Below are 22,140 nucleotides of genomic sequence, written 5' to 3'. Positions count from 1 at the left end.
CCTAAAAATCCATTGATTGTTTAATTGCAGCCAACACTTTTAGTGCATCCGGTACGTATTCTTTTTCAAGTGCCAGCGGGTATGGCGTATCTAGACCACATACACGTAAAATTGGCGACTCTAAATGCAAGAAACACTCTTGTTGTATTGTTGCGGCTATCTCTGCACCAAAGCCATTGGTTATAGGCGCTTCATGACTCACGATTAAACGGCCGGTTTTAATAACCGATTTAGCAATCGTTTCAACATCCCATGGTAAAATACTACGAAGATCAATAACTTCACAGCTTATACCTTGCTCACTTGCTTGCTTTGCTGCATCTTCAATAATCTCCATTTGAGCACCCCACGCTAAGAGCGTAATATCGGCACCCTCTTGCACTACTTCAGCCGTGCCTAATTCAATACTATAATCTTCTTCTGGCACTTCGCCAATTGATGCACGATATAAACGCTTAGGCTCAAAAAATATGACCGGGTTATCATCTTTAATTGATGCACGTAATAAACCTTTAGCTTGATAAGGGTTACGCGGTACAACTACTTTCAAACCCGGTGTGTGCGCAAAATACGCTTCGGGTGATTGTGAATGATATAAACCACCGGCAATACCGCCACCATAAGGTGTACGAATAGTTAAGTTACCCACATTAAATTCATTACCACTGCGATAACGAAATTTAGCGGCTTCATTTACTATTTGATCAAACGCTGGGAAAATATAATCAGCAAATTGAATTTCTGCCAATGCAGGCGCACCAAAAGCTGCTAAACCATTAGCAAAACCTAAAATACCTTGCTCGGTTAAAGGCGTATTAAAAACACGATGTTTACCGTACTTCTCTTGCAAGCCCGATGTTGCTCTAAATACACCACCGAAGTAACCAACATCTTCACCAAAAATACAGGCTTGAGGGTGTTCATTCATCGTAATATCGAGAGCAGAGTTAATTGCGTGGAGCATGTTCATTTTAGCCATTACTTAATTCTCCCTGCGGTAACTGGGTAAGCATCTGGATGCTGTTTTATATGTTCTTTTAGTTGCTCGTACTGGCGTTGCAATAATGGAATTGGTGTATCGTAAACGTCAGATACCAGTTCTTCTAAAGCGGGCTTTGCAACAACTTCAGCACGTTTAAGCGCTGCTAAAATTTCTTCACGAATCGACTCTTTTGCTTTTATATCGTCTTCTTCGTTTAACCAGTCTTGCTTGACCAACCATTTTCTAAATTTATCAATAGGGCACGTTTGATGATTAGCTTCTTCATCTTTAGAGCGATAACCACTTGGATCGTCTGACGTAGAGTGCGCACCCAAACGATAAGCAATCGATTCAATGAGTACAGGCTCACCTTGTGTTGAGGCTATTTCGCGTGCTTTTTTAGTCGCCGCATACACAGCAAGTGCATCTGTGCCATCAACACGAATTGTTTTAATGCCATAACCCACACCACGCGAGGCAATACCATCGCCTTTAAATTGCTCATCAGCAGGGGTTGATATTGCATAGCCGTTATTACGTGCAAAAAATATAACCGGCGCTCTGTGAACAGCGGCCATATTTAAACCGGCATGAAAGTCACCTTCAGATGCAGCACCTTCACCAAAGTAACAAATAGTCACATTATCAATTGTGCTGGCAAGCTCGCCTGTTTTAGCGTCGATGTGCTTTATTTTTTGGCCATATGCATAACCCGTTGCCTGTGGTATTTGCGTACCCAATGGCGATGAAATTGTCATGTAGTTTAGCGCTTTAGACCCATAATGAATTGGCATTTGACGACCTTTGCCTAAATCCAATTCATTTGAAAACATTTGGTTCATAAATTGATCAAGCGTAAAGCCACGATAATGCAGGGCTGCCTGTTCACGATATTGAGCCATGATCATATCGTCTTGATCAAGTGCAGCAGCAGAGGCTGTAACTGCGGCTTCTTCGCCTAGGCATTGCATATAAAAACTAACACGGCCTTGGCGCTGCGCGCCTTGCATACGTTCATCTAACAAACGTATAAAACGCATTGTTTCATATAACTTAATAGCGGTATGTTTTGAAATGTCAGGTGCGGTTGCACTAGGATGAATGTCGCCGTCCTCAGTTAAAATACTAAGGGTTGGAATATTAAGTGCTTGACCATCAATAAATTCAAGCTCGTGGTTAATATTCAGCGATACGTTATTTGGATTACTCATAACCTACCTTCTTTTGTTGTCGGTAAAACAGTGCCCCTTTAAATTATTATTGTGGGTGATTGTTGCTGGTTAAACTTTGCAACATCTGCACTATCTTTAATTAAAGCTGCCAACACTTTACGTTAACGTAAAGTGTTATTCAACAGATCTGGGACGAAACAAAAGCAAATACTGGTTAAATAAGTGGCAAGTTAACGATACGGTTACTTTAATTAATAGTAATCATATAGTTAACTTCAAGCTATTAGTGGTCTGATGAGTTAAATTAGACGAAATTGCTATCAATATCCATTGGAATAACAGTAAGGAGTGCTCTTTGCCCTAATGCTACGCTCGCATTTGGAAAAATAATAGCCTCTCCTTCAACGTCAGCATAAATCGCTGTATCACCGTCGGTTGCAAGTAGTTCACCTTTCGCAAAGCCAGTAAAGTTCTCGGCATCGTCAGAAAAAGGAAAGCTAAAATCGTTCTGCGTTCTATTTATTGTGCGATGGACAGCAAACAATTCAAAATCGTTTGCATTAAATTCAGGATATTTAACTTCATTTTGACTAATTAATGCAGTTAAGGTTTGCTTTGTTTTTTCAAAGCGAGCCATATCGTTTTGACCAAATGGCTTAACTTGACCCAGCTCTACCGTAAAAGAATCAGCACCGTGTATAAATGACGAATAATAGCTAAATGTTGTTGCAGGAGATTTCATCATAAGCACAGTATTTACACCACAACTCAATAAGAATTGTAACTGCGACTTTTTCCATGGCTTACCATGTAAAAATGGATACACAGCAAATTTTTCGTTTTTAGAGCCTCTAATTGCAGTGTGTAAGTCGTAATGACATCGCGTACTGCCTTGCTCGCCACGTGTATAAAAATCGCTTACGTATTGCTCAAGCTTTGCAGCGCGGTTTCGCTCATTATTCATTGGTACACCTTCAACTGTATGGTGACCATTAAATAATCTATTTAAGTTTTCTTCTACAAAACGCAGGCCAATATTAATTGATTGTGGATTACCGTAAATAAACAAAGCGCGCTGCTTAAGTATCAGCTCGCCTTTTATAATTTGTTTAATAAGTGCATCACAAATTTCAATTGGCGCAGTTTCGTTACCGTGTACAGCGCTTGAATAAACTACATCTTTTGACGTTGTAACAGCAGGTTGAAACTCAATGACTCCGGTATCGTGTATATTTACAAGAGTCCCATTATCTAAAACAAACTCACCTGCATCTAAATGCCATTCGTTGTCACGACTAAGCGTTAAAAAATCGCCAGTTTGTTTTAATTCATTTAAGTAAGATGGATTGGCTGACATATAATAAGCCCTTTAAAAATAATGTGAGAGTAGACTCTTATGCATATATTTTTATAAATACACAAGGTATAGAAACGAAAACGGCTGAATAAATCAGCCGTTTTAAAATTATTAGATTAAGTTAGCTTATAACTGAATCTACAAGCTTTTTAGCTTCTTTTTCAAGTAACGCTAAATGCTCTTCACCTTTAAATGATTCAAGGTATATTTTATAAATATCTTCAGTACCTGATGGACGCGCTGCAAACCAGCCATTTTCAGTAACCACTTTTAAACCACCAATGGCGGCATCGTTACCTGGTGCATGAGTCAATTTTTGCAAAATAGGCTCGCCTGCAAGTGTATCTGCTTTAACATCAGAAGCACTCAATGCTTTTAAACGTGATTTTTGACCGCTTGTGGCTGGTGCATCTAGGCGTTTATAAATTGGAGAACCAAACTCTTGTTCTAATTCTTTATAAAGCGCTGATGGCGTTTTACCTGTCACAGCAAGTATTTCTGCAGCGAGTAGACCCATAATGAAGCCGTCTTTATCTGTACACCATACAGAGCCATCAAAACGTAAAAATGCAGCACCTGCGCTTTCTTCACCACCAAAGGCAAGCTTGCCTTTGCTTAAGCCTTCAACAAACCATTTAAAGCCTACTGGTACTTCTTTAACCTTACGGTTGTTACGAGCAGCTACTTTGTCGATCATAGAGCTAGAAACCAATGTTTTACCAATTTCTACGGTTTCATTCCAATCACGGTGTTTAAGTAAGTAATCGATTGCCACTGCTAAAAAGTGGTTTGGATTCATTAAACCATCTGGCGTTACAATACCGTGACGATCGTAGTCAGGGTCGTTACCAATAGACACATCAAAATCATCTTTTAGTGCAATAAGATTTGCCATTGAATAAGGCGATGAACAATCCATACGAATTTTGCCGTCTTTATCAAGTGGCATAAAAGCAAAACGTGGATCAACAACACCATTAACTACGGTTAAATCTAAATTATATTTTTTTGCAATGACTGGCCAAAAGTTGATGCCTGAACCACCTAGTGGATCGATACCTATTTTAATACCTGCATCGCTGATTGCTTTTAAATTAACGATATTTGCTAAGTCATCAATATAAGGAGTCATTAAATCTTCGTAGCGGATAAAGCCGGAACGCGATGCTTTAGCGAATGGAAATAACTCAACTTCAACTAAATCTTCTAATAAAAGTTGATTAGCTCTGTCTTCAATCCAATTAGTGACGTCGGTATCAGCTGGCCCGCCATTAGGTGGGTTGTATTTAAAGCCACCATCTTCAGGAGGGTTATGCGAAGGCGTAACAACAATCCCGTCTGCTAATTCATTTGGGTGTAGCTTATTGTGGCTCACTATGGCATGGCTGATAACTGGCGTTGGTGTAAAATCACCGTCCTCTTGCGTTATCACTTGCACTTCGTTAGCAACTAATACTTCAATAGCCGAGTTAAATGCGGCTTCACTCAATGCGTGTGTGTCTTTGCCTAAAAATAACGGACCAAATATGTCATTTTGTTTTCTGTAATCACAAATAGCCTGAGTAATAGCTAAAATGTGTGATTCGTTAAATTTAACATCGTAAGAACAACCACGGTGGCCTGAGGTACCAAAGGCAACACAATGCTCTGGATTTTGTTCAAGATCAGGTTCATTTAAGTAATACGCAGATACTAATTTAGGTACGTTAACCAGTGCCGATTGTGGAGCAGTTTTGCCTGCGCCTGAGTGAATAGCCATTATATTTCCTTACAGGTAATCGCGAATTTTTTCAGCTTGCTCTGCACTATATCCAAGGCAAAGAGCCACTTCATGAAGCATCATTTTTTTACGCGTTGTATTAGAATTAGTCATAACCCAATATTCACTATCGGTTATGTTTTTAGGATTCATACTACTACCGCTATTTACTAAAGCTTCTTTACTAGTAGCAAAGTAAACACGGTCACGCCCTTTTATGTCTAATACCGCAGAAAAATCAGTTTTATGTGTGCGGTAAAATGCACTTAAAATAAACAAAAAGCGTCCAACAACACCTTTTTGCATTGCCAGCTCTTCTTTATTTAATACATTAAAAACATTATCGCTTTTTTGCTTCACGGGTGCGTGAGCTACAGGCGTTTGTTTTTTTGAAGTCTCAGCAGCAGATGGCTCTGAGCTTTTTAATGTGGCGGTAGACGTAGTCGCAGTTTGATTATTTTGAGTTAGTTCTACGTTTGCGGTTTGAATTTTTTCGCCGCTCAGATTTAATAAACGACGTAAAATAGTGGATGCACTTTCACCAATACTTTGCGTATTGCTAGCAATATATTGATATAACTCGTCGTCTATGTCGATTTGTTTCATGTTCTTCCTGTCATTACGGGTCACATTTTTTTCTCCCGTGTGATTATACCCAAACCAATCAGAAATGCGAGTTACAACAAGCACTCCCGTAAACATATTAATATTTACCTCATTGTTGTTGATTTAACAAACAAAAGCCCAATTTAATAAATAGTCGCTGTATTTTTTGCTTTTTAGAGCAATGCTCGGCAAACTATGGCGAAATTTTCAGGAGGCGGGTATGCAGTTAAATTACAAGCAACAAGGGCAAGGTCCTAATGTTATTTTGATACATGGGCTTTTTGGATCATTAGAAAACCTAAATGTAATAGCAAAACCATTAAGTGAACACTTTACTGTTATTAACGTTGATTTACGTAACCACGGGCTTTCTCCTCATAGTGATGAAATGAACTACCCGGCAATGGCACAAGATATTGTTGAGTTATTAGCACATTTGAACATAGATAAAGCACATTTAGTTGGGCACTCTATGGGTGGTAAAGTGGCAATGGAATTAGCGCTTACACATCCTGAACTTGTAAATAAGCTTGTTGTACTTGATATAGCACCTGTTAGTTACCCTGCTCGGCACACAAAAATATTACAGGCATTAAAAGCGGTTTCAGCACAATCAATTGACGATAGAAAACAAGCTGATGCTCTAATGCAGCCTTACATAGAAGAACTGGGAGTTCGACAGTTTCTACTTAAAAGCCTCGCTAAAAATGAGGAAGGTCATTTTGCATGGCGATTTAACTTAAATGTGCTTGACGAAAAATATTCTACAATTACATCCAATGTTAATGAAAACAATTCTTGTTTATGCGATACTCTTTTCATTAAAGGTAATGATTCTGACTATATTTTACCCGAGCATCGTACTGCAATTAAAGCTCGCTTTAAAAATACTAAGGCTAAAATAATTCATGGCGCAGGCCATTGGCTTCATGCTCAAAAGCCACTTGCTGTAAATAAAGCGATAAACGACTTTTTAACTGCGGTTTAAAGCAATTTTAATCGCGTGTTTTTGATTTTGCGCACTAAATATATGAATAATTATATGCTATAGTACGCGCCGTTTAATTTAAAGGTTATACGTTGATGGTCAGTCAGTTAATTAACGAATTTGATACCCTAGGGTTGTATTTTGGCTTAGCCGGTATTTTCATATTCATCGGCATGGCAATTAAAGACGTACTAAAAAGTGGCAATGTGCCTAAGTTCGGACAATACATTGTCTGGGGCGTGCTCTTTTTAGGTTGTTCAGGCTTTATTGCTAAAGGTCTTATTCAAGTATTTTGGCAAGGCGCAGGTGTAGGTTAAGCATGGCGAAGTCAGAAACAGATAGAACTACACTCGATTTATTTGAATACGAAAAACGCCCAGGCAGACCTAAAACCAATCCCCTTTCACGGGATATGCAGTTAAAGGTAAATAAACGTAATCAAATAAAAAGAGATAAAGCACGTGGCTTAAAGCGTGTTGAATTTAAAGTTTCATCGCAGTTATATCAAGCATTGAGTGATATGGCAGATGCACAAAATATTAGCCGCAGTGCGCTGATTGAAACGATTTTACAAGAAAGATTGGCTATTGATACATAAAAGGTTTTAAATCCATGGCAAGTGTAGGCATTTTTTTCGGAAGTGACACAGGTAACACAGAACACGTAGCAAAAATGATCCAAAAAGAATTGGGTAAAAAGCTAGTGGCTGTTCATGATATTGCAAAAAGCTCTAAAGAAGAGATTGCTGAATTTGATTTGATCTTATTCGGTATCCCTACTTGGTACTACGGCGAAGCACAATGTGACTGGGATGACTTTTTTCCAGAACTTGAAGAAGTTGACTTTGAAGGTAAACTTGTTGCTATTTTTGGTTGTGGAGACCAAGAAGATTACGCTGAGTACTTTTTAGATGCGATGGGCATGATCAACGATATCGTTACTGAACGTGGCGCTATTGTTGTTGGTCATTGGCCGAGCGAAAGCTATGACTTTGAAGCATCTAAAGGCATGGCTGATGATAAGCATTTTGTAGGTTTGGGCATCGACGAAGACCGTCAACCAGAGCTTACAGAACAACGTGTTAAAGCATGGTCTGCTCAAGTATATGAAGAAATGTGTTTAAGTGAATTAGCTGACTAATTTACTGCATATATCGCTAGCTGTTTAAATAATTATCAAACAGTTAGCGTTTTAAGCTTTAGTGGCAATATAAATCAATTGTTCTTTGCACTTAACGCTTAGGCACGTTATCCTGTTTGTTGCTAATGTGTCGTGTACATCTTTGCAAGATGTCTAGTATAACCAAATAAAATTGAGACAGATTTAATGACTGATCATAACTTGGAACTTAAAAAAGCCGGTTTAAAAGTAACTTTACCGCGTATTAAAATATTAGAGATTTTACAATCTCCAGATAACCAACACATCAGTGCTGAAGATGTTTACAAAATTCTTTTGGATCTAGGTGAAGAAATTGGTCTTGCAACTGTATACCGCGTACTTAACCAATTTGATGATGCGGGTATTGTAAGCCGTCATCACTTTGAAGGTGGCAAATCAGTATTTGAACTTTCAGGAAGCACACACCACGATCATTTAGTATGTTTGAAGTGTGGCAAAGTTGTAGAGTTTGAAGATGAGATGATTGAACGTCGTCAACTTGAAATTTCTGAAGAAAATGGTATTACACTTACAAACCATTCTTTATATTTATACGGTGAGTGTAATGATAAAGCAGCGTGTAAAGAATTTAGCGACGCTAACAGCTAATACCGCTTTTAAAAAGCAATAAAAAACCTGCTAAGTGCAGGTTTTTTTGTGTCTAAAATACGCTTGTAATGAATATACCCAGTAAAAACTGGGGATATTAAACCTGAACTCTGGTTAAGAGATTTACCAACGTATTGAATCATGGTGATATTTAAATTTATTTTCTCTAGCCAGAGATTTTAAGTGAAAACAAGGCGAATTCACGCGTCAATAGCTGGCCTATTGCAAGTAAATTCAACGCAGTTAGCGCTGAAAATAGCTGCTCGAGATAGATTTATTATCCAGAGTTCAGGTTTTTTAGATATTACTTATTGAGTTTTAGACCATGAATCACGAAGACCCACTGTTTGGTTAAATACAACGTTCTCTGATTTAGAATCACGAGAGAAATAACCTGTACGCTCAAACTGAAAGCCCTGCTCTGCTTGTGAATTAGCAAGCGATGGCTCTAATTTAGCGTTTGATAAAACAACCAGTGACTCAGGATTTAATGTTGTTTCAAACTCATCAGCGGCTGCTGGGTTTGGAACACTAAACAAACGATCGTATAAACGAACTTCTGCCGTAATAGACTCTGGTGCTGAAACCCAGTGAATAACACCTTTTACTTTACGACCATCACTTGGGTTTTTACCAAGTGTTTCGCTGTCGTATGTACAGAAGATAGTTGTGATTTCACCATTTTCGTCTTTTTCAACACGCTGTGCTTTAATAACATACGCACCACGTAAGCGTACTTCTTTATCAAGCACTAAACGTTTAAACTTGTTATTCGCTTCTTCTTTAAAGTCTTCTCGTTCAATATAGATTTCACGAGTAAATGGTACATCACGACGACCCATTTCTTCTTTATTTGGGTGGTTAGCCACTGATAAAGTTTCAACTTTATCTGCATCGTAGTTTTCAATAACAACTTTAACAGGATCGAGTACGGCCATTGCACGTGGTGCATTTTCGTTTAGATCCTCACGGATACATGCTTCAAGCATACCCATTTCAACCATATTCTCTTGTTTTGTTACACCAATACGCAAACAAAACTCACGGATTGAACCTGGTGTATAACCACGGCGACGTAGACCTGCAATTGTAGGCATGCGTGGGTCATCCCACCCTTCTACATGGTTATTTACCACTAAATCACTTAGCTTACGCTTAGACATAATTGTGTATTCAAGATTTAAACGTGAAAACTCAATTTGCTGTGGGTGACACTCTAAACTAATGTTATCAAGTACCCAGTCGTACAAACGACGGTTATCTTGAAACTCGAGTGTGCATAATGAATGTGTAATACCTTCGAGTGCATCAGAAATACAGTGCGTGAAGTCATACATTGGGTAAATGCACCACTTGTCTGCTGTTTGATGATGATGAGCAAAACGTACGCGATAAATAATTGGATCGCGAAGCACCATAAATGAACTAGCCATATCAATTTTAGCACGTAGGACACATTCACCTTCTTTGAATTCGCCAGCACGCATTTTTTCAAATAACGCTAGGTTTGCTTCAACTGATGTATCTCTGTACGGGCTATTTTTACCTGGCTCTTTCAATGTACCACGGTATTGGCGTGCTTCGTCTGCTGTTAAAAAGCAAACGTACGCTAAGCCTTTATTTATAAGCTCAACAGCGTAACCATATAAAGTATCAAAATAGTTAGAAGAATACTTTATATCGCCATCCCAGTTAAAACCTAACCACTGTACGTCTTCTTTTATAGAATTAACGTAGTTAATGTCTTCTTTTTCTGGGTTTGTATCGTCAAAACGTAAGTTACATAAACCGTTATAATCTTTTGCGATGCCAAAATTTAAACAAATTGATTTGGCATGACCAATATGCAAAAAGCCATTAGGTTCAGGTGGAAAACGTGTATGCGTTGTTGCATGCTTTTTACTTGCTAAGTCTTCATCAATTCGGGTTCTAATAAAGTTACTTGGGCGATTCTCAATTTCCGCCATAGGAGTGCAGTCCTCTAAATATTACGTAATAACAAAACTAATGCATTATTACAAAAACATACACTAACATACAGCACTAGATTAAGGTTTATTTTTGATATTGCTTAACTTTAATTCAGCTGAACCATTGTTTATGAATAAAATTTGTTTTAACGCAATATTTAAGTCATCTAAACAGTTTATAGTAGGTGAATAACCTACATTATAAGGATTCGAAGATGGCGACACTTAATCAACATCGTGTATATATTCCAACTAATGCACGCGCTAACCACTATCTTTTAGCTGAAATAACCCCTAATCACGATTTTTATAAAAGCTTTAGTGATATAAATTGCTGCTATGAACGTATTGCACGCCAGCTGTTCGCTTCTTGTGATGAGTATGAGCTTTATAATGTGCACTTATTAGCGAATGATAAACTACCCGTTGTAAGATTTAATGATGAGTCTTATCAATTAGAAACAGATAAACAAATGCTCTTTTTTTATAATCCTCGTTATCACGAAGCGCATAAGATTTATTACACTGAAGGTACACCGAGTAAAAAAATACGCATTCTATTTTTAGCAACAGGCGATGATTTACGAGCCAACTCTGCAGAATTTCATAATAAAGTTCAAAAAGTGTTAGACACTTTACAAGAACAACTCTTAATAAATCAACCCCAGTTTAAACTACGCGACCATCAACACTTAACGTATGACCTATTTGCTAAAGAAAAAGGCAACAAGGAAAGCTATGGTTACAAATTAAGAAGTCTCTACCCTCGCTACCAGTCAAGACAATGCAGCATACCCAATGATTATGCTGAGATGACTTACGCCACTTTTACTATACCGGTTTCGCGCGCAATTAAAACGCAGTTTCAAACACTAATGAACACAAACGACTATGCTAAATTTTATGACTACTTTGCATATGCATTTATACGTGCGTGTCAAAATAACAACTTAAACCATGGCGCTATGGTTGCTAACGGCGCAACGCCTATTATACGCAATAGTAAAATAGATAAGAGTGAAGGCAATGATGAACTTCAAAAGTTAAGTTTTGATATTGAATCTAATGAAAATCAAATTAAGCACTTTTATGAAGCAAATAAATTAGTAGAAACGCTGCATTTTGTAGTAGTAGCAACGCAGCAGGATAAACATGAAATGGGCTACGGTCGATTTATGAACCAAGTAGAAAAAACAATCTATACTCTGTGTAATGAGCTGGCTATAAATAAACAACGCCAAGACTTATCTGTACGTTTTTTCCAGCATATTAGTTACCCGTTCTAAATTTTCATCTAATAACAAAAAGGCCCGCATATGCGGGCCTTTTTAAAGGAAACAAGCGATTACCAGCCTGTTTTCTCTTTAAGTGCTTTACCGATATCAGCAAGTGAACGTACAGTTTTTACGCCCGCAGCTTCTAATGCAGCAAATTTCTCATCAGCAGTACCTTTACCGCCGGCAATGATTGCGCCAGCGTGACCCATACGCTTACCTTCTGGTGCAGTAACACCAGCAATGTAAGATACTACAGGTTTAGTTACGTGAGCTTTGATGTACTCTGCAGCTTCTTCTTCTGCAGTACCACCAATTTCACCAATCATTACGATTGCTTCAGTTTGTGGATCTTTTTCGAACATTTCTAGAACGTCGATAAAGTTAGTACCTGGAATTGGATCACCACCAATACCAACACACGTAGACTGACCAAAACCAGCATCAGTAGTTTGCTTAACTGCTTCGTACGTTAAAGTACCAGAGCGAGAAACAATACCTACTTTACCAGGTTTGTGGATATGACCAGGCATGATACCAATCTTAGTTTGACCAGGAGTAATAACACCTGGGCAGTTAGGACCGATCATACGAGTACCTGTTTGATCTAGTTTGATTTTAACATCAACCATATCAAGTGTAGGGATACCTTCAGTAATACAAACTATTAGCTCGATGCCAGCATCGATAGCTTCTAAGATTGCATCTTTACAGAAAGGAGCTGGTACATAGATAACTGAAGCAGTTGCGCCAGTTTCTTTTACAGCATCACGAACTGTGTTGAATACAGGAAGACCAAGGTGCGTTTGACCGCCTTTACCTGGGCTAACACCACCAACCATTTGTGTACCATACTCAAGCGCTTGCTCTGAGTGGAAAGTACCTTGGCCACCAGTGAAACCTTGACAGATAACTTTTGTATCTTTATTGATTAATACAGACATTATTTGCCCTCCGCAGCAGCAACAACTTTTTCAGCAGCGTCTGTTAGTGATTCAGCAGCAATGATATCTAGACCAGAGTTCTTAAGAACTTCACGACCTAATTCAGCATTAGTACCTTCTAAACGTACAACTACTGGTACGGTTACGCCAACTTCTTTAACTGCGCCAATGATGCCTTCAGCAATCATGTCACAACGAACGATGCCGCCAAAGATGTTTACTAAAACAGCTTTAACATTGTCGTCAGAAAGAATGATTTTGAATGCTTCAGAAACACGTTCTTTAGTAGCACCGCCACCAACATCCAAGAAGTTAGCCGGCTTGCCGCCGTGTAGGTTTACGATGTCCATAGTACCCATTGCTAGGCCTGCACCGTTAACCATACAACCAACATTACCGTCTAGAGCAACGTAGTTAAGCTCGAAGCTTGCTGCGTGTGCTTCACGAGCATCTTCTTGAGATGGATCGTGGAATTCACGGATTTTAGGTTGACGGTAAAGTGCATTACCATCAATACCGATTTTGCCGTCAAGACAGTGAAGGTTGCCTTCGTCTGTAATTACTAACGGGTTGATTTCAAGTAATGCGAAATCAAAATCAGTGAACATTTTACCAAGACCCATAAAGATCTTAACAAACTGTTTCATTTGTACTGGGTTAAGACCCAATTTGAAACCTAGTTCACGTGCTTGGTAAGCTTGAGGACCTACTAACGGGTCGATCTCTGCTTTGTGGATAAGCTCTGGTGTTTCTTCAGCAACAGTTTCAATTTCAACGCCGCCTTCAGTAGACGCCATGAAAACTACTTTACGAGATGCACGGTCAACTACTGCACCTAGGTACAATTCGTTAGCAATGTCAGTACAGCTTTCTACTAAAATTTTAGCTACTGGCTGGCCTTTCTCGTCTGTTTGGTAAGTAACTAGGTTTTTACCTAACCAGTTAGCTGCAAACGCTTTTACTTCTTCGATAGTTTTAACTAGCTTTACACCGCCAGCTTTACCACGTCCACCTGCGTGAACCTGAGTTTTAACAACCCACATATCGCCGCCAATTTTTTCAGCAGCTGCAGCAGCTTCTTCAGGTGTATCGCAAGCGTAACCTGTAGAAACGGGTAAACCATATTCGGCAAAAAGTTGTTTTGCCTGATACTCATGCAAATTCATGATGCTTTATCCAATTTTTTATACTAAAAGAGCTGAATATTTTTTCAAATAAACAACTATCCCAAATTGCGCACCTAGTATAGATCCCAAGGCTTAACATGAAAACCCCAGTACGACCAAAGGCGCAAAAAAAAAGCTGTGAATGTTCATTCACAGCTTACATTTCATACAACTAGATTAAACATCTAGCAATAAGCGAGTTGGATCTTCAAGTAACTCTTTAATAGTTACTAAGAAACCAACAGATTCTTTACCATCAATGATACGGTGGTCATAAGAAAGTGCTAAATACATCATAGGTAGTATTTCAACTTTACCATTTACAGCCATCGGACGGTCTTGGATTTTATGCATACCCAAGATTGAAGATTGTGGCAAGTTAATGATAGGTGTAGATAGCAATGAACCAAATACGCCACCATTAGTAATAGTGAAATTACCACCCGTCATATCAGCAAGCGTTAGCTTACCATCACGACCTTTAAGTGCTAACTCACGAATACCTTTTTCGATTTCAGCAACAGATAGTTTGTCACAATCTTTAAGTACTGGAGTAACTAAACCACGTGGAGTAGATACTGCAATGCTGATATCGAAATAGTTATGGTAAACAATATCGTCACCATCAATTGAAGCATTAACATCAGGGAAACGCTTAAGAGCTTCAGTTACCGCTTTCACATAGAAAGACATGAAACCTAAACGAATGCCGTGACGCTTTTCAAACGTTTCTTGATACTGCTTACGAAGGCTCATGATTGGTCCCATGTTCACTTCGTTGAATGTAGTTAACATTGCAGTTGAGTTTTTAGCTTCAAGAAGGCGTGTCGCAATCGTTTTACGTAAACGAGTCATAGGAACACGTTTTTGAGTACGATCGCCCATTGGTGCTGCAGGAGCAGAAGCTTCTGCTTTTTTAGCCGCTGGCGCTGGTGCTTTTAAGAAAGTATCAACGTCTTCTTTAGTTACACGACCATTTTTACCCGTGCCTTTAATTTTAGAAGCGTCTAGGCCTTTCTCAGCAATTAAACGACGAACTGATGGTGTTAACACATCTGAACTTTCGCTTGAATCTGCTGCTGGCGCTGCGTCTGCTTTTGCAGCTGGAGCCGCTGGTGCACCGCCTGCTTTAACCGAACCAATTACTTGCTCGCCTAGTACAGTATCGCCTTCGCCGTGAATGATATCACCCATGATGCCATCTTCTTGAGCTACTACTTCAAGAACAACTTTATCTGTTTCAATATCTACCAAGTTTTGGTCGCGTGTTACCGCGTCACCTGGTTGTACATGCCATGTAGCAATTGTTGCGTCTGCAACTGATTCTGGAAGTACAGGTACTTTAATATCCACTTCTTTACCTTCTGATGCTGGTGCTGATTGCGCCACTGGCGCGTCTTCTGATTTAGCTGGTGCTGATTCTTCTTTAGTTGAACCTTCACTTGCTGGCGCTGCATCAGCATCACCAAGTAAACCCATAACTTGATCGCCAAGTACGGTTGCACCTTCTTCTTGTGATATTTCTGTTATTACACCGTCATGCTGTGCAACAACTTCTAAAACCACTTTATCTGTTTCAATGTCTACTAAGTTTTGATCGCGAGTTACTTTGTCGCCAACACTTACATGCCATGTAGCAACGGTAGCATCTGCAACCGACTCAGGAAGAACAGGAACTTTAATTTCTGTGCTCATTGCTTATCCTTTATTTTCTATAGTAAGCGCGTCGGCAACGAGCGCTTGTTGTTCTTTAGTATGTACTGACATGTAACCACACGCTGGTGATGCAGACGCTTTACGTCCTGCATATTTTAATTTAGCACCTTGTGGGATTGCATCAATAAAGTGATGTTGTGAACAGTACCATGCACCTTGGTTTTGTGGCTCTTCTTGACACCATACAAAATCAGTTACGTGTTGGTAGCGCTCTATAATTGTTTGCATTTCATCGTGTGGGAACGGGTATAACTGTTCAACACGTACAATTGCAATATTATCTTGCTCAAGCTTACGACGCTCTTGTAGTAACTCGTAGTAAACTTTACCGCTACAAAATACAACGCGCTCTACTTTCTCAGGGTTAATATCATCAACTTCGTCGATCATATTATGGTAAACACCGTGTGAAAGCTCTTCAAGTGATGAAGTTGCAAGCGGGTGACGAAGTAGCGACTTAGGCGTCATAACAATCAGAGGACGACGAAGTGGTCGAACTGACTGACGACGAAGCATAGCGTAAACTTGCGCCGGCGTTGAAGGAACACACACTTGCATGTTGTGATCAGCACATAGTTGCAAGAAACGCTCTAAGCGCGCTGAACTATGTTCAGGACCTTGACCTTCGTAGCCATGAGGTAACAAAATTGTAAGCCCACATAAACGGCCCCACTTTTGCTCACCAGAACTTAAGAACTGGTCAAATACAACTTGTGCACCATTGGCGAAGTCACCAAATTGCGCTTCCCATATTACGAGAGACTTAGGTTCAGCGGTAGCATATCCATATTCGAACGCAACGACAGCTTCCTCAGATAAAACAGAATCAAAGACTTCAAATGTGCCTTGATCTTCACTTAAATGCTCTAAAGGAGTGTAAGTTGTACCATCAGATTGACCATGAACAACAGCATGACGATGAAAGAATGTTCCTCGACCTGTGTCTTGTCCTGTTAAACGAATGTCAGTACCTTCAGACGCAATTGTTGCATAGGCAAGAGTCTCTGCCATACCCCAATCAAGTGGTTTTTCACCTGTGGCCATTAGCTTACGATCGTCATAAATCTTTTTAACGCGAGATTGAGCTTTATGTTGTTCTGGGTAAGAAGCTACTTTCTCACCAAGAGCTTTAAGCTTCTCTACAGATACGCTAGCATCGTAGTCAACATTCCATTCATGACCAATATATTTGGCCCACTCAGAAGAATGCGACGTCTCTGGCTGTATTTCTGAAACAACACAGCTGCCTTCATCTAGTGCATCACGGTACTCATCGGCTAAGGCTTTAACTTCTTGTTCAGAAAAAGAGCCTTCAGCAATAAGTTGGTCTGCATAGATTAAACGCGGCACTGGATGCTTTTTAATTTTTTGGTACATGACAGGCTGAGTTGCATTAGGCTCATCAGCTTCATTGTGACCATGGCGACGGTAACAAACTAAATCAATTACTACGTCACGCTTAAACTGATTTCTAAAATCAAGAGCGAGTTGAGTAACAAATGCAACGGCTTCAGGATCATCAGAATTAACATGGAATATTGGAGACTGAACCATTTTAGCAATGTCAGTACAGTATGGCGTTGAGCGAACGTCATCTTGCTTAGAGGTTGTAAAACCAACTTGGTTGTTGACAACAATACGAATACTACCACCACAACTAAACGCATTAGTTTGTGACATGTTAAACGTTTCTTGAACAACACCTTGTCCAGCAATAGCAGAATCACCATGGATGGTAATAGGTAGTGCTTTAATGCCTGATTTATCACCTAAACGGTCGAGACGACCACGCACAGAGCCCATTACAACAGGGTTTACGATTTCTAGGTGAGATGGGTTAAACGCAAGCGCCATGTGTACATTGCCACCTTTGGTAGCAAAGTCAGACGAATAACCCATGTGATATTTAACATCACCAGAACCTAACGTTTCTTTATGTATACCAGCAAATTCATCAAATAATTCTGATGGATTTTTACCAAGTACATTAACTAAAACGTTTAAACGACCACGGTGAGCCATACCAATAACAGCTTCTTGTTGGCCGCTTTCACCAGCGCGGTGAATAAGCTCTTTAAGCATTGGAACTAACGCATCGCCACCTTCAAGTGAAAAGCGCTTAGCACCAGGGAACTTAGACCCTAAATATTTTTCTAGACCATCTGCTGCAGTAAGCCCTTTAAGGATACGTAGCTTTTCATCTTTTGAGAATTTAGGCCTAGACTGGACAGATTCTAGACGTTGTTGTAACCAACGTTTTTCTTCTGTTGATGTGATGTGCATATACTCAGCGCCAATTGAACCACAATATGTAGTTTTTAGTGCTTGGTATAGTTCACCTAAAGGCATAGTATCGCGCCCTACGGCAAACGATCCTACGTTAAACTCGCGGTCAAAATCACTTGAAGATAGGTCGTGGTACTCTAGCTCTAAATCTCGTACACGCTCTCGTTGCCAAATACCTAATGGATCTAGGTTTGCATTTTGGTGCCCACGAAAACGGAAAGCATTAATAAGTTGTAGAACTTTAACCTGTTTAAGGTCACCGCCACTACCCTCTGCTACCACTACTTCTCTATGCTTGTTTTTTGCAAGCTGTGCAAACTGTGCTCGAACCTCTGAATGTTTTACTTCAACATCCACACCATCAACTTTAGGTAATTGTTCAAACACTTCTCGCCATTCGTCTGGCACAGAAGTCGCATCGTCTAAATACGCTTCATAAAGCTCTTCTACATAAGCAACGTTGCCGCCGTTTAAATGTGAAGATTCTAGCCATGCCTTCATCACACCTTCGTGCATTTATAAGCCCTTTTTTTTAGCGCAGAAATTAATAGTTATTATAACAAGATGGCTAATATAATTTAATATTAGCCATCTTACCTTTACTAAGCTATCAAACCGCTCGGTTTAGTAACATAGATTTGATTTGTCCAATTGCTTTGGTCGGATTAAGACCCTTAGGACAAACGCTAACACAGTTCATGATACTGTGACAACGGAACACACTGAACGCATCGTCTAAATCCGCTAAACGTTCTTCAGTTGCTGTATCTCGGCTATCAGCCAAGAAACGATAAGCATGAAGAAGACCTGCTGGACCAATGAACTTGTCTGGATTCCACCAGAACGAAGGACACGATGTTGAACAACATGCACACAAAATACACTCATAAAGCCCATCTAATTTATCACGTTCTTCAATAGTTTGAAGACGTTCGCCTGCTGCAGGCTGATCATTAATTAAATAAGGTTTAACTTTTTCGTACTGAGTGTAGAACTGACTCATGTCAATAACAAGGTCACGAACCACAGGTAAACCTGGTAATGGACGTACTACGATTTTACCTTTGCCATTTTTTTGTAGCGTAGATAAAGGAGTAATACATGCTAAACCATTTTTACCATTCATGTTAACACCATCAGATCCACACACACCTTCACGGCATGAACGACGGAAAGATAATGTAGGATCTTGTTCTTTTAGAAGAATAAGTGCATCCAACACCATCATGTCGTGACCTTCCTCTGTTTGCAAGGTGTATTCTTGCATACGAGGAGCGTTGTCAACATCTGGATTATAACGATAAACTGAAAATTGTACTTGTGCCATCGTCTATCTCCTAGTAAACACGTGCTTTAGGTGGGAAAGCTTCACGCGTTTTAGGCGCATAGTTTACATCACGCTTACTCATTTCATCCGTTACAGGATTGAATACTGAGTGACATAACCAGTTTTCGTCATCACGATCTGGGTAGTCAAAGCGAGAATGTGCACCACGGCTTTCTGTACGGAAGTTTGCAGCTACTGCAGTTGAGTAAGCTGTTTCCATTAAGTTGTCTAGTTCAAGACATTCGATACGCTGCGTATTGAAGTCTGATGATTTATCATCAAGACGAGCATGTTGCAGACGTTCGCGAATTTCTTTAAGTTCTTGAAGACCTGCAGCCATTGAGTCACCTTCACGGAATACCGAGAAGTTAAGCTGCATACATTGTTGTAGGTCTTTTTTGATTTGAACTGGATCTTCACCTTGGCCAGCCGTTGAATTTTCCCAACGATTGTAACGTGCAAGAGACGCTTCTAAGTCTGATTCTGAAGCAGCTTTAGATATTTCAACGTCATTTAGGTACTTACCTAAGAAGTTACCCGCAGCACGACCAAACACAACTAAATCAAGTAATGAGTTACCACCTAAGCGGTTTGCACCGTGTACAGATACACATGCAATCTCACCTACTGCAAATAAACCTTGAACTACTGTTTCGTTGCCTTGAGCATCGATTTGTAGCGCTTGTCCATTTACATTAGTAGGAACACCACCCATCATATAATGACAAGTTGGAATTACTGGAATTGGCTCTTTTGCAGGGTCAACGTGAGCAAATGTTTTAGCAAGATCACATACGCCTGGAAGACGTAAGTTAAGTGTTTCTTCACCCAAATGGTCAAGTTTTAACTTAAGATGTGGACCCCAAGGACCATCACAACCACGACCTTCACGGATTTCAGTCATCATTGAACGTGCAACAACGTCGCGAGACGCTAAGTCTTTTGCGTTTGGTGCGTAACGTTCCATGAAGCGTTCGCCATCTTTATTTAAAAGATAACCGCCTTCACCACGACAACCTTCAGTTACTAGCGTACCAGCACCTGCGATACCCGTTGGGTGGAACTGCCACATTTCCATGTCTTGCATAGAAATACCAGCACGTGTTGCCATACCAACACCGTCACCAGTGTTAATGTGAGCATTAGTGGTTGATGCGAATATACGACCTGCACCACCAGTAGCTAATACAACAGCTTTAGATTTGAAGAAGGTAACTTCACCTGTCTCAATCTCAATTGCAGTACACCCTACTACATCACCATTATCGTTTTTAACTAAATCAAGTGCATACCATTCAGAGAATACATTTGTTTTGTTTTTAACGTTTTGTTGATATAGAAGGTGTAATAAAGCATGACCAGTACGGTCAGCAGCTGCTGCAGTACGTGCGGCTTGTTCACCACCAAAGTTTTTCGATTGACCACCGAAAGGACGTTGGTAAACACGGCCATTTTCAAAACGAGAAAATGGTAAACCCATGTTTTCTAATTCGGTAATAGCTTCTGGGCCAGTTTGACACATGTATTCAATAGCGTCTTGGTCACCGATAAAATCGGAACCTTTAACGGTATCGTACATATGCCATTCCCAGTTATCTTCGTGTGAATTACCAAGCGCAACCGTAATACCGCCTTGAGCAGATACAGTGTGTGAGCGCGTTGGAAATACTTTAGATATTAATGCACACGTTTTGCCAGATTCTGTAATTGCTAAAGCAGCGCGCATACCTGCACCACCTGCACCAATTACTACGGCGTCAAATTCACGAACAGAATATTTCACTTAAACACCCCATAATACGATTAGACCAATAGCTACGTAAGCAACGGCCATTAGGTTTAATACAAAACCTAAAACTGCACGAAGCTTTGCGCACTTAACATAGTCTGTAAGAACTTGCCAAAGGCCAATGCGGGTATGAACCATAATGCAAACAAGGGTAATTAACGTAAACCCTTTCATTGCTAGGTTAGAGAAGAGGCCTGTCCAGGCTTCGAAAGTGACTTCTGGCGTCGCTAAAAAATAGCCGATAATAAAAATCGCGTAAGCGCTGATTATTAATGCCGTGGTACGTAAAGATACGAAATCTTGTACACCATCACGTTTTAGAGTTGCTTGATTTAAAACCATATCCACACCCCTGCCAATACGGCAAACACAACACCAAGAGCCATTGAAACTTTAGCGCTGAGGTTACCTGATTCAAGTTCTTCCCAATGTCCCATATCCATAATCATATGACGGATACCACCAATAAGGTGATAACCTAATACAGAAACAGTGCCCCAAGCTATAAATTTGGCAATGAATCCGTTAAACAGACCCTTGACGAATTCAAAACTTTCAGCTGAAGAGAGAGACTCAGACCAAGCCCAAATGACAAACGTTAAAGCAAAAAATAATGCAACACCGGTGACGCGGTGAAAAATTGAAGCTTTAGCCGTTGCCGGCATAGATATAGTTGTTAGATCTAGATTTACAGGTCTTTGCTTTTTCACAGTTACTTGCCCATCTTTGCTCACAGTGGAGCTCATCTACTTGTTTTTCTAAAAACCCACCAAATATTACTGATGGAACTATCAAAATAAACGTACCAAAACAATTAAAGTTCACAAACCTGTAAATTTTAAGCTGTTAAGAATATGTTTACCCAAATACAATACGGTTTAAAACCACCGTTAGTATATATACCCACAAGGCTTTTTACAATTCTTGTTTATTTAGAGATGTTTGCGAATTAGCCAATAGTATTATATTTAATTAATACCGAATATTTATTATACATATATGCATAATGTTTATAAAAATTGACTTTAACCCCC

20 protein-coding genes are annotated in these 22,140 nt (G+C 39.7%); 6 read left to right on the top strand and 14 right to left on the bottom strand.

The annotated features are described in order from the left end of the window. Nucleotide 1: 1 nt before the first annotated feature. From L659_RS0100440 to seqA, 5 genes are all read right to left on the bottom strand, one after another. Nucleotides 2–979, bottom strand: a complete 978-nt coding sequence (locus L659_RS0100440; protein ID WP_008171214.1) for an alpha-ketoacid dehydrogenase subunit beta — start codon at nucleotides 977–979, stop codon at nucleotides 2–4. Further along, nucleotides 979–2,193 carry a thiamine pyrophosphate-dependent dehydrogenase E1 component subunit alpha gene (locus L659_RS0100435; RefSeq protein WP_010552681.1) on the bottom strand — a complete coding sequence of 405 codons (1,215 nt, stop codon included), beginning with the start codon at nucleotides 2,191–2,193 and terminating at the stop codon, nucleotides 979–981. The genes L659_RS0100440 and L659_RS0100435 overlap by 1 nt, the downstream gene beginning before the upstream one ends. 265 nt (nucleotides 2,194–2,458) lie before the next feature. After that, nucleotides 2,459–3,511 carry a succinylglutamate desuccinylase gene (gene astE, locus L659_RS0100430; protein WP_024589206.1) on the bottom strand — a complete coding sequence of 351 codons (1,053 nt, stop codon included), beginning with the start codon at nucleotides 3,509–3,511 and terminating at the stop codon, nucleotides 2,459–2,461. A gap of 121 nt (nucleotides 3,512–3,632) precedes the next feature. Beyond that, complete coding sequence (gene pgm / locus L659_RS0100425) at nucleotides 3,633–5,270, bottom strand: phosphoglucomutase (alpha-D-glucose-1,6-bisphosphate-dependent) (protein WP_024589205.1); 1,638 nt, start codon at nucleotides 5,268–5,270, stop codon at nucleotides 3,633–3,635. A 9-nt stretch (nucleotides 5,271–5,279) separates the two neighbouring features. After that, the gene (seqA, locus tag L659_RS0100420; RefSeq protein ID WP_024589204.1) at nucleotides 5,280–5,876 is read right to left on the bottom strand and encodes a replication initiation negative regulator SeqA; all 597 of its coding nucleotides are present in this window, start codon (nucleotides 5,874–5,876) and stop codon (nucleotides 5,280–5,282) included. Nucleotides 5,877–6,096: 220 nt separating this feature from the next. Here seqA and L659_RS0100415 point away from each other — a divergent pair, with 220 nt between their 5' ends. From L659_RS0100415 to fur, 5 genes are all read left to right on the top strand, one after another. Continuing rightward, a complete protein-coding gene (locus tag L659_RS0100415) occupies nucleotides 6,097–6,864 on the top strand; it encodes an alpha/beta fold hydrolase (protein WP_007586854.1) in 768 nt (255 codons plus the stop codon). Between the two features lie 95 nt (nucleotides 6,865–6,959). Beyond that, nucleotides 6,960–7,181, top strand: coding sequence for a DUF2788 domain-containing protein (locus L659_RS0100410; RefSeq protein WP_002962930.1), 222 nt, complete (start codon nucleotides 6,960–6,962; stop codon nucleotides 7,179–7,181). Between the two features lie 2 nt (nucleotides 7,182–7,183). Next, a complete protein-coding gene (gene ybfE / locus L659_RS0100405; RefSeq protein ID WP_002962928.1) occupies nucleotides 7,184–7,462 on the top strand; it encodes a LexA regulated protein in 279 nt (92 codons plus the stop codon). Between the two features lie 14 nt (nucleotides 7,463–7,476). Further along, nucleotides 7,477–8,004, top strand: a complete 528-nt coding sequence (gene fldA / locus L659_RS0100400; protein ID WP_007586856.1) for a flavodoxin FldA — start codon at nucleotides 7,477–7,479, stop codon at nucleotides 8,002–8,004. Nucleotides 8,005–8,190: 186 nt separating this feature from the next. Beyond that, nucleotides 8,191–8,634 (top strand): ferric iron uptake transcriptional regulator, encoded by a 444-nt coding sequence (gene fur / locus L659_RS0100395; RefSeq protein WP_007586857.1) that lies wholly within the window; start codon nucleotides 8,191–8,193, stop codon nucleotides 8,632–8,634. A gap of 308 nt (nucleotides 8,635–8,942) precedes the next feature. Here the strand turns inward: fur and glnS are convergent, their stop codons facing one another. Further along, nucleotides 8,943–10,601 carry a glutamine--tRNA ligase gene (gene glnS / locus L659_RS0100390; protein WP_024589203.1) on the bottom strand — a complete coding sequence of 553 codons (1,659 nt, stop codon included), beginning with the start codon at nucleotides 10,599–10,601 and terminating at the stop codon, nucleotides 8,943–8,945. A 218-nt stretch (nucleotides 10,602–10,819) separates the two neighbouring features. On the opposite strand from glnS, the gene L659_RS0100385 reads away from it, so the two are divergent. Then, nucleotides 10,820–11,890, top strand: a complete 1,071-nt coding sequence (locus L659_RS0100385) for a DUF3083 family protein (protein WP_024589202.1) — start codon at nucleotides 10,820–10,822, stop codon at nucleotides 11,888–11,890. 59 nt (nucleotides 11,891–11,949) lie between these two features. Here the strand turns inward: L659_RS0100385 and sucD are convergent, their stop codons facing one another. The 8 genes from sucD to sdhC all read right to left on the bottom strand — a co-directional run bounded on the left by sucD (nucleotide 11,950) and on the right by sdhC (nucleotide 21,816). Beyond that, nucleotides 11,950–12,822, bottom strand: a complete 873-nt coding sequence (gene sucD, locus L659_RS0100380; RefSeq protein ID WP_010552674.1) for a succinate--CoA ligase subunit alpha — start codon at nucleotides 12,820–12,822, stop codon at nucleotides 11,950–11,952. Beyond that, nucleotides 12,822–13,988: an ADP-forming succinate--CoA ligase subunit beta gene (gene sucC / locus L659_RS0100375; protein ID WP_007586870.1), complete on the bottom strand. Its 1,167-nt coding sequence runs from the start codon at nucleotides 13,986–13,988 to the stop codon at nucleotides 12,822–12,824. Before sucC ends, sucD begins: the two co-directional genes overlap by 1 nt. 177 nt (nucleotides 13,989–14,165) lie before the next feature. Further along, entirely contained in the window at nucleotides 14,166–15,683 is a 1,518-nt protein-coding gene (gene odhB / locus L659_RS0100370) for a 2-oxoglutarate dehydrogenase complex dihydrolipoyllysine-residue succinyltransferase (protein ID WP_007586871.1), read from the bottom strand. A 3-nt stretch (nucleotides 15,684–15,686) separates the two neighbouring features. Next, nucleotides 15,687–18,506 carry a 2-oxoglutarate dehydrogenase E1 component gene (gene sucA / locus L659_RS0100365; RefSeq protein WP_010552673.1) on the bottom strand — a complete coding sequence of 940 codons (2,820 nt, stop codon included), beginning with the start codon at nucleotides 18,504–18,506 and terminating at the stop codon, nucleotides 15,687–15,689. A 94-nt stretch (nucleotides 18,507–18,600) separates the two neighbouring features. Then, complete coding sequence (locus L659_RS0100360) at nucleotides 18,601–19,317, bottom strand: succinate dehydrogenase iron-sulfur subunit (RefSeq protein ID WP_007375751.1); 717 nt, start codon at nucleotides 19,315–19,317, stop codon at nucleotides 18,601–18,603. A gap of 10 nt (nucleotides 19,318–19,327) precedes the next feature. Further along, nucleotides 19,328–21,100 carry a succinate dehydrogenase flavoprotein subunit gene (gene sdhA / locus L659_RS0100355; RefSeq protein ID WP_007375750.1) on the bottom strand — a complete coding sequence of 591 codons (1,773 nt, stop codon included), beginning with the start codon at nucleotides 21,098–21,100 and terminating at the stop codon, nucleotides 19,328–19,330. Further along, complete coding sequence (gene sdhD / locus L659_RS0100350; RefSeq protein WP_007586873.1) at nucleotides 21,101–21,448, bottom strand: succinate dehydrogenase, hydrophobic membrane anchor protein; 348 nt, start codon at nucleotides 21,446–21,448, stop codon at nucleotides 21,101–21,103. Then, on the bottom strand, nucleotides 21,439–21,816 hold the full coding sequence (gene sdhC, locus L659_RS0100345; RefSeq protein WP_076914908.1) for a succinate dehydrogenase, cytochrome b556 subunit: 378 nt from the start codon (nucleotides 21,814–21,816) through the stop codon (nucleotides 21,439–21,441). The genes sdhD and sdhC overlap by 10 nt, the downstream gene beginning before the upstream one ends. Nucleotides 21,817–22,140: the final 324 nt, after the last annotated feature.

Source organism: Pseudoalteromonas sp. S8-8 (assembly GCF_000497875.1).
GTDB lineage: Bacteria > Pseudomonadota > Gammaproteobacteria > Enterobacterales > Alteromonadaceae > Pseudoalteromonas > Pseudoalteromonas arctica.
Note: the sequence above shows the minus strand (reverse complement) of the source record. Positions and strands in the feature narration are given on the sequence as shown.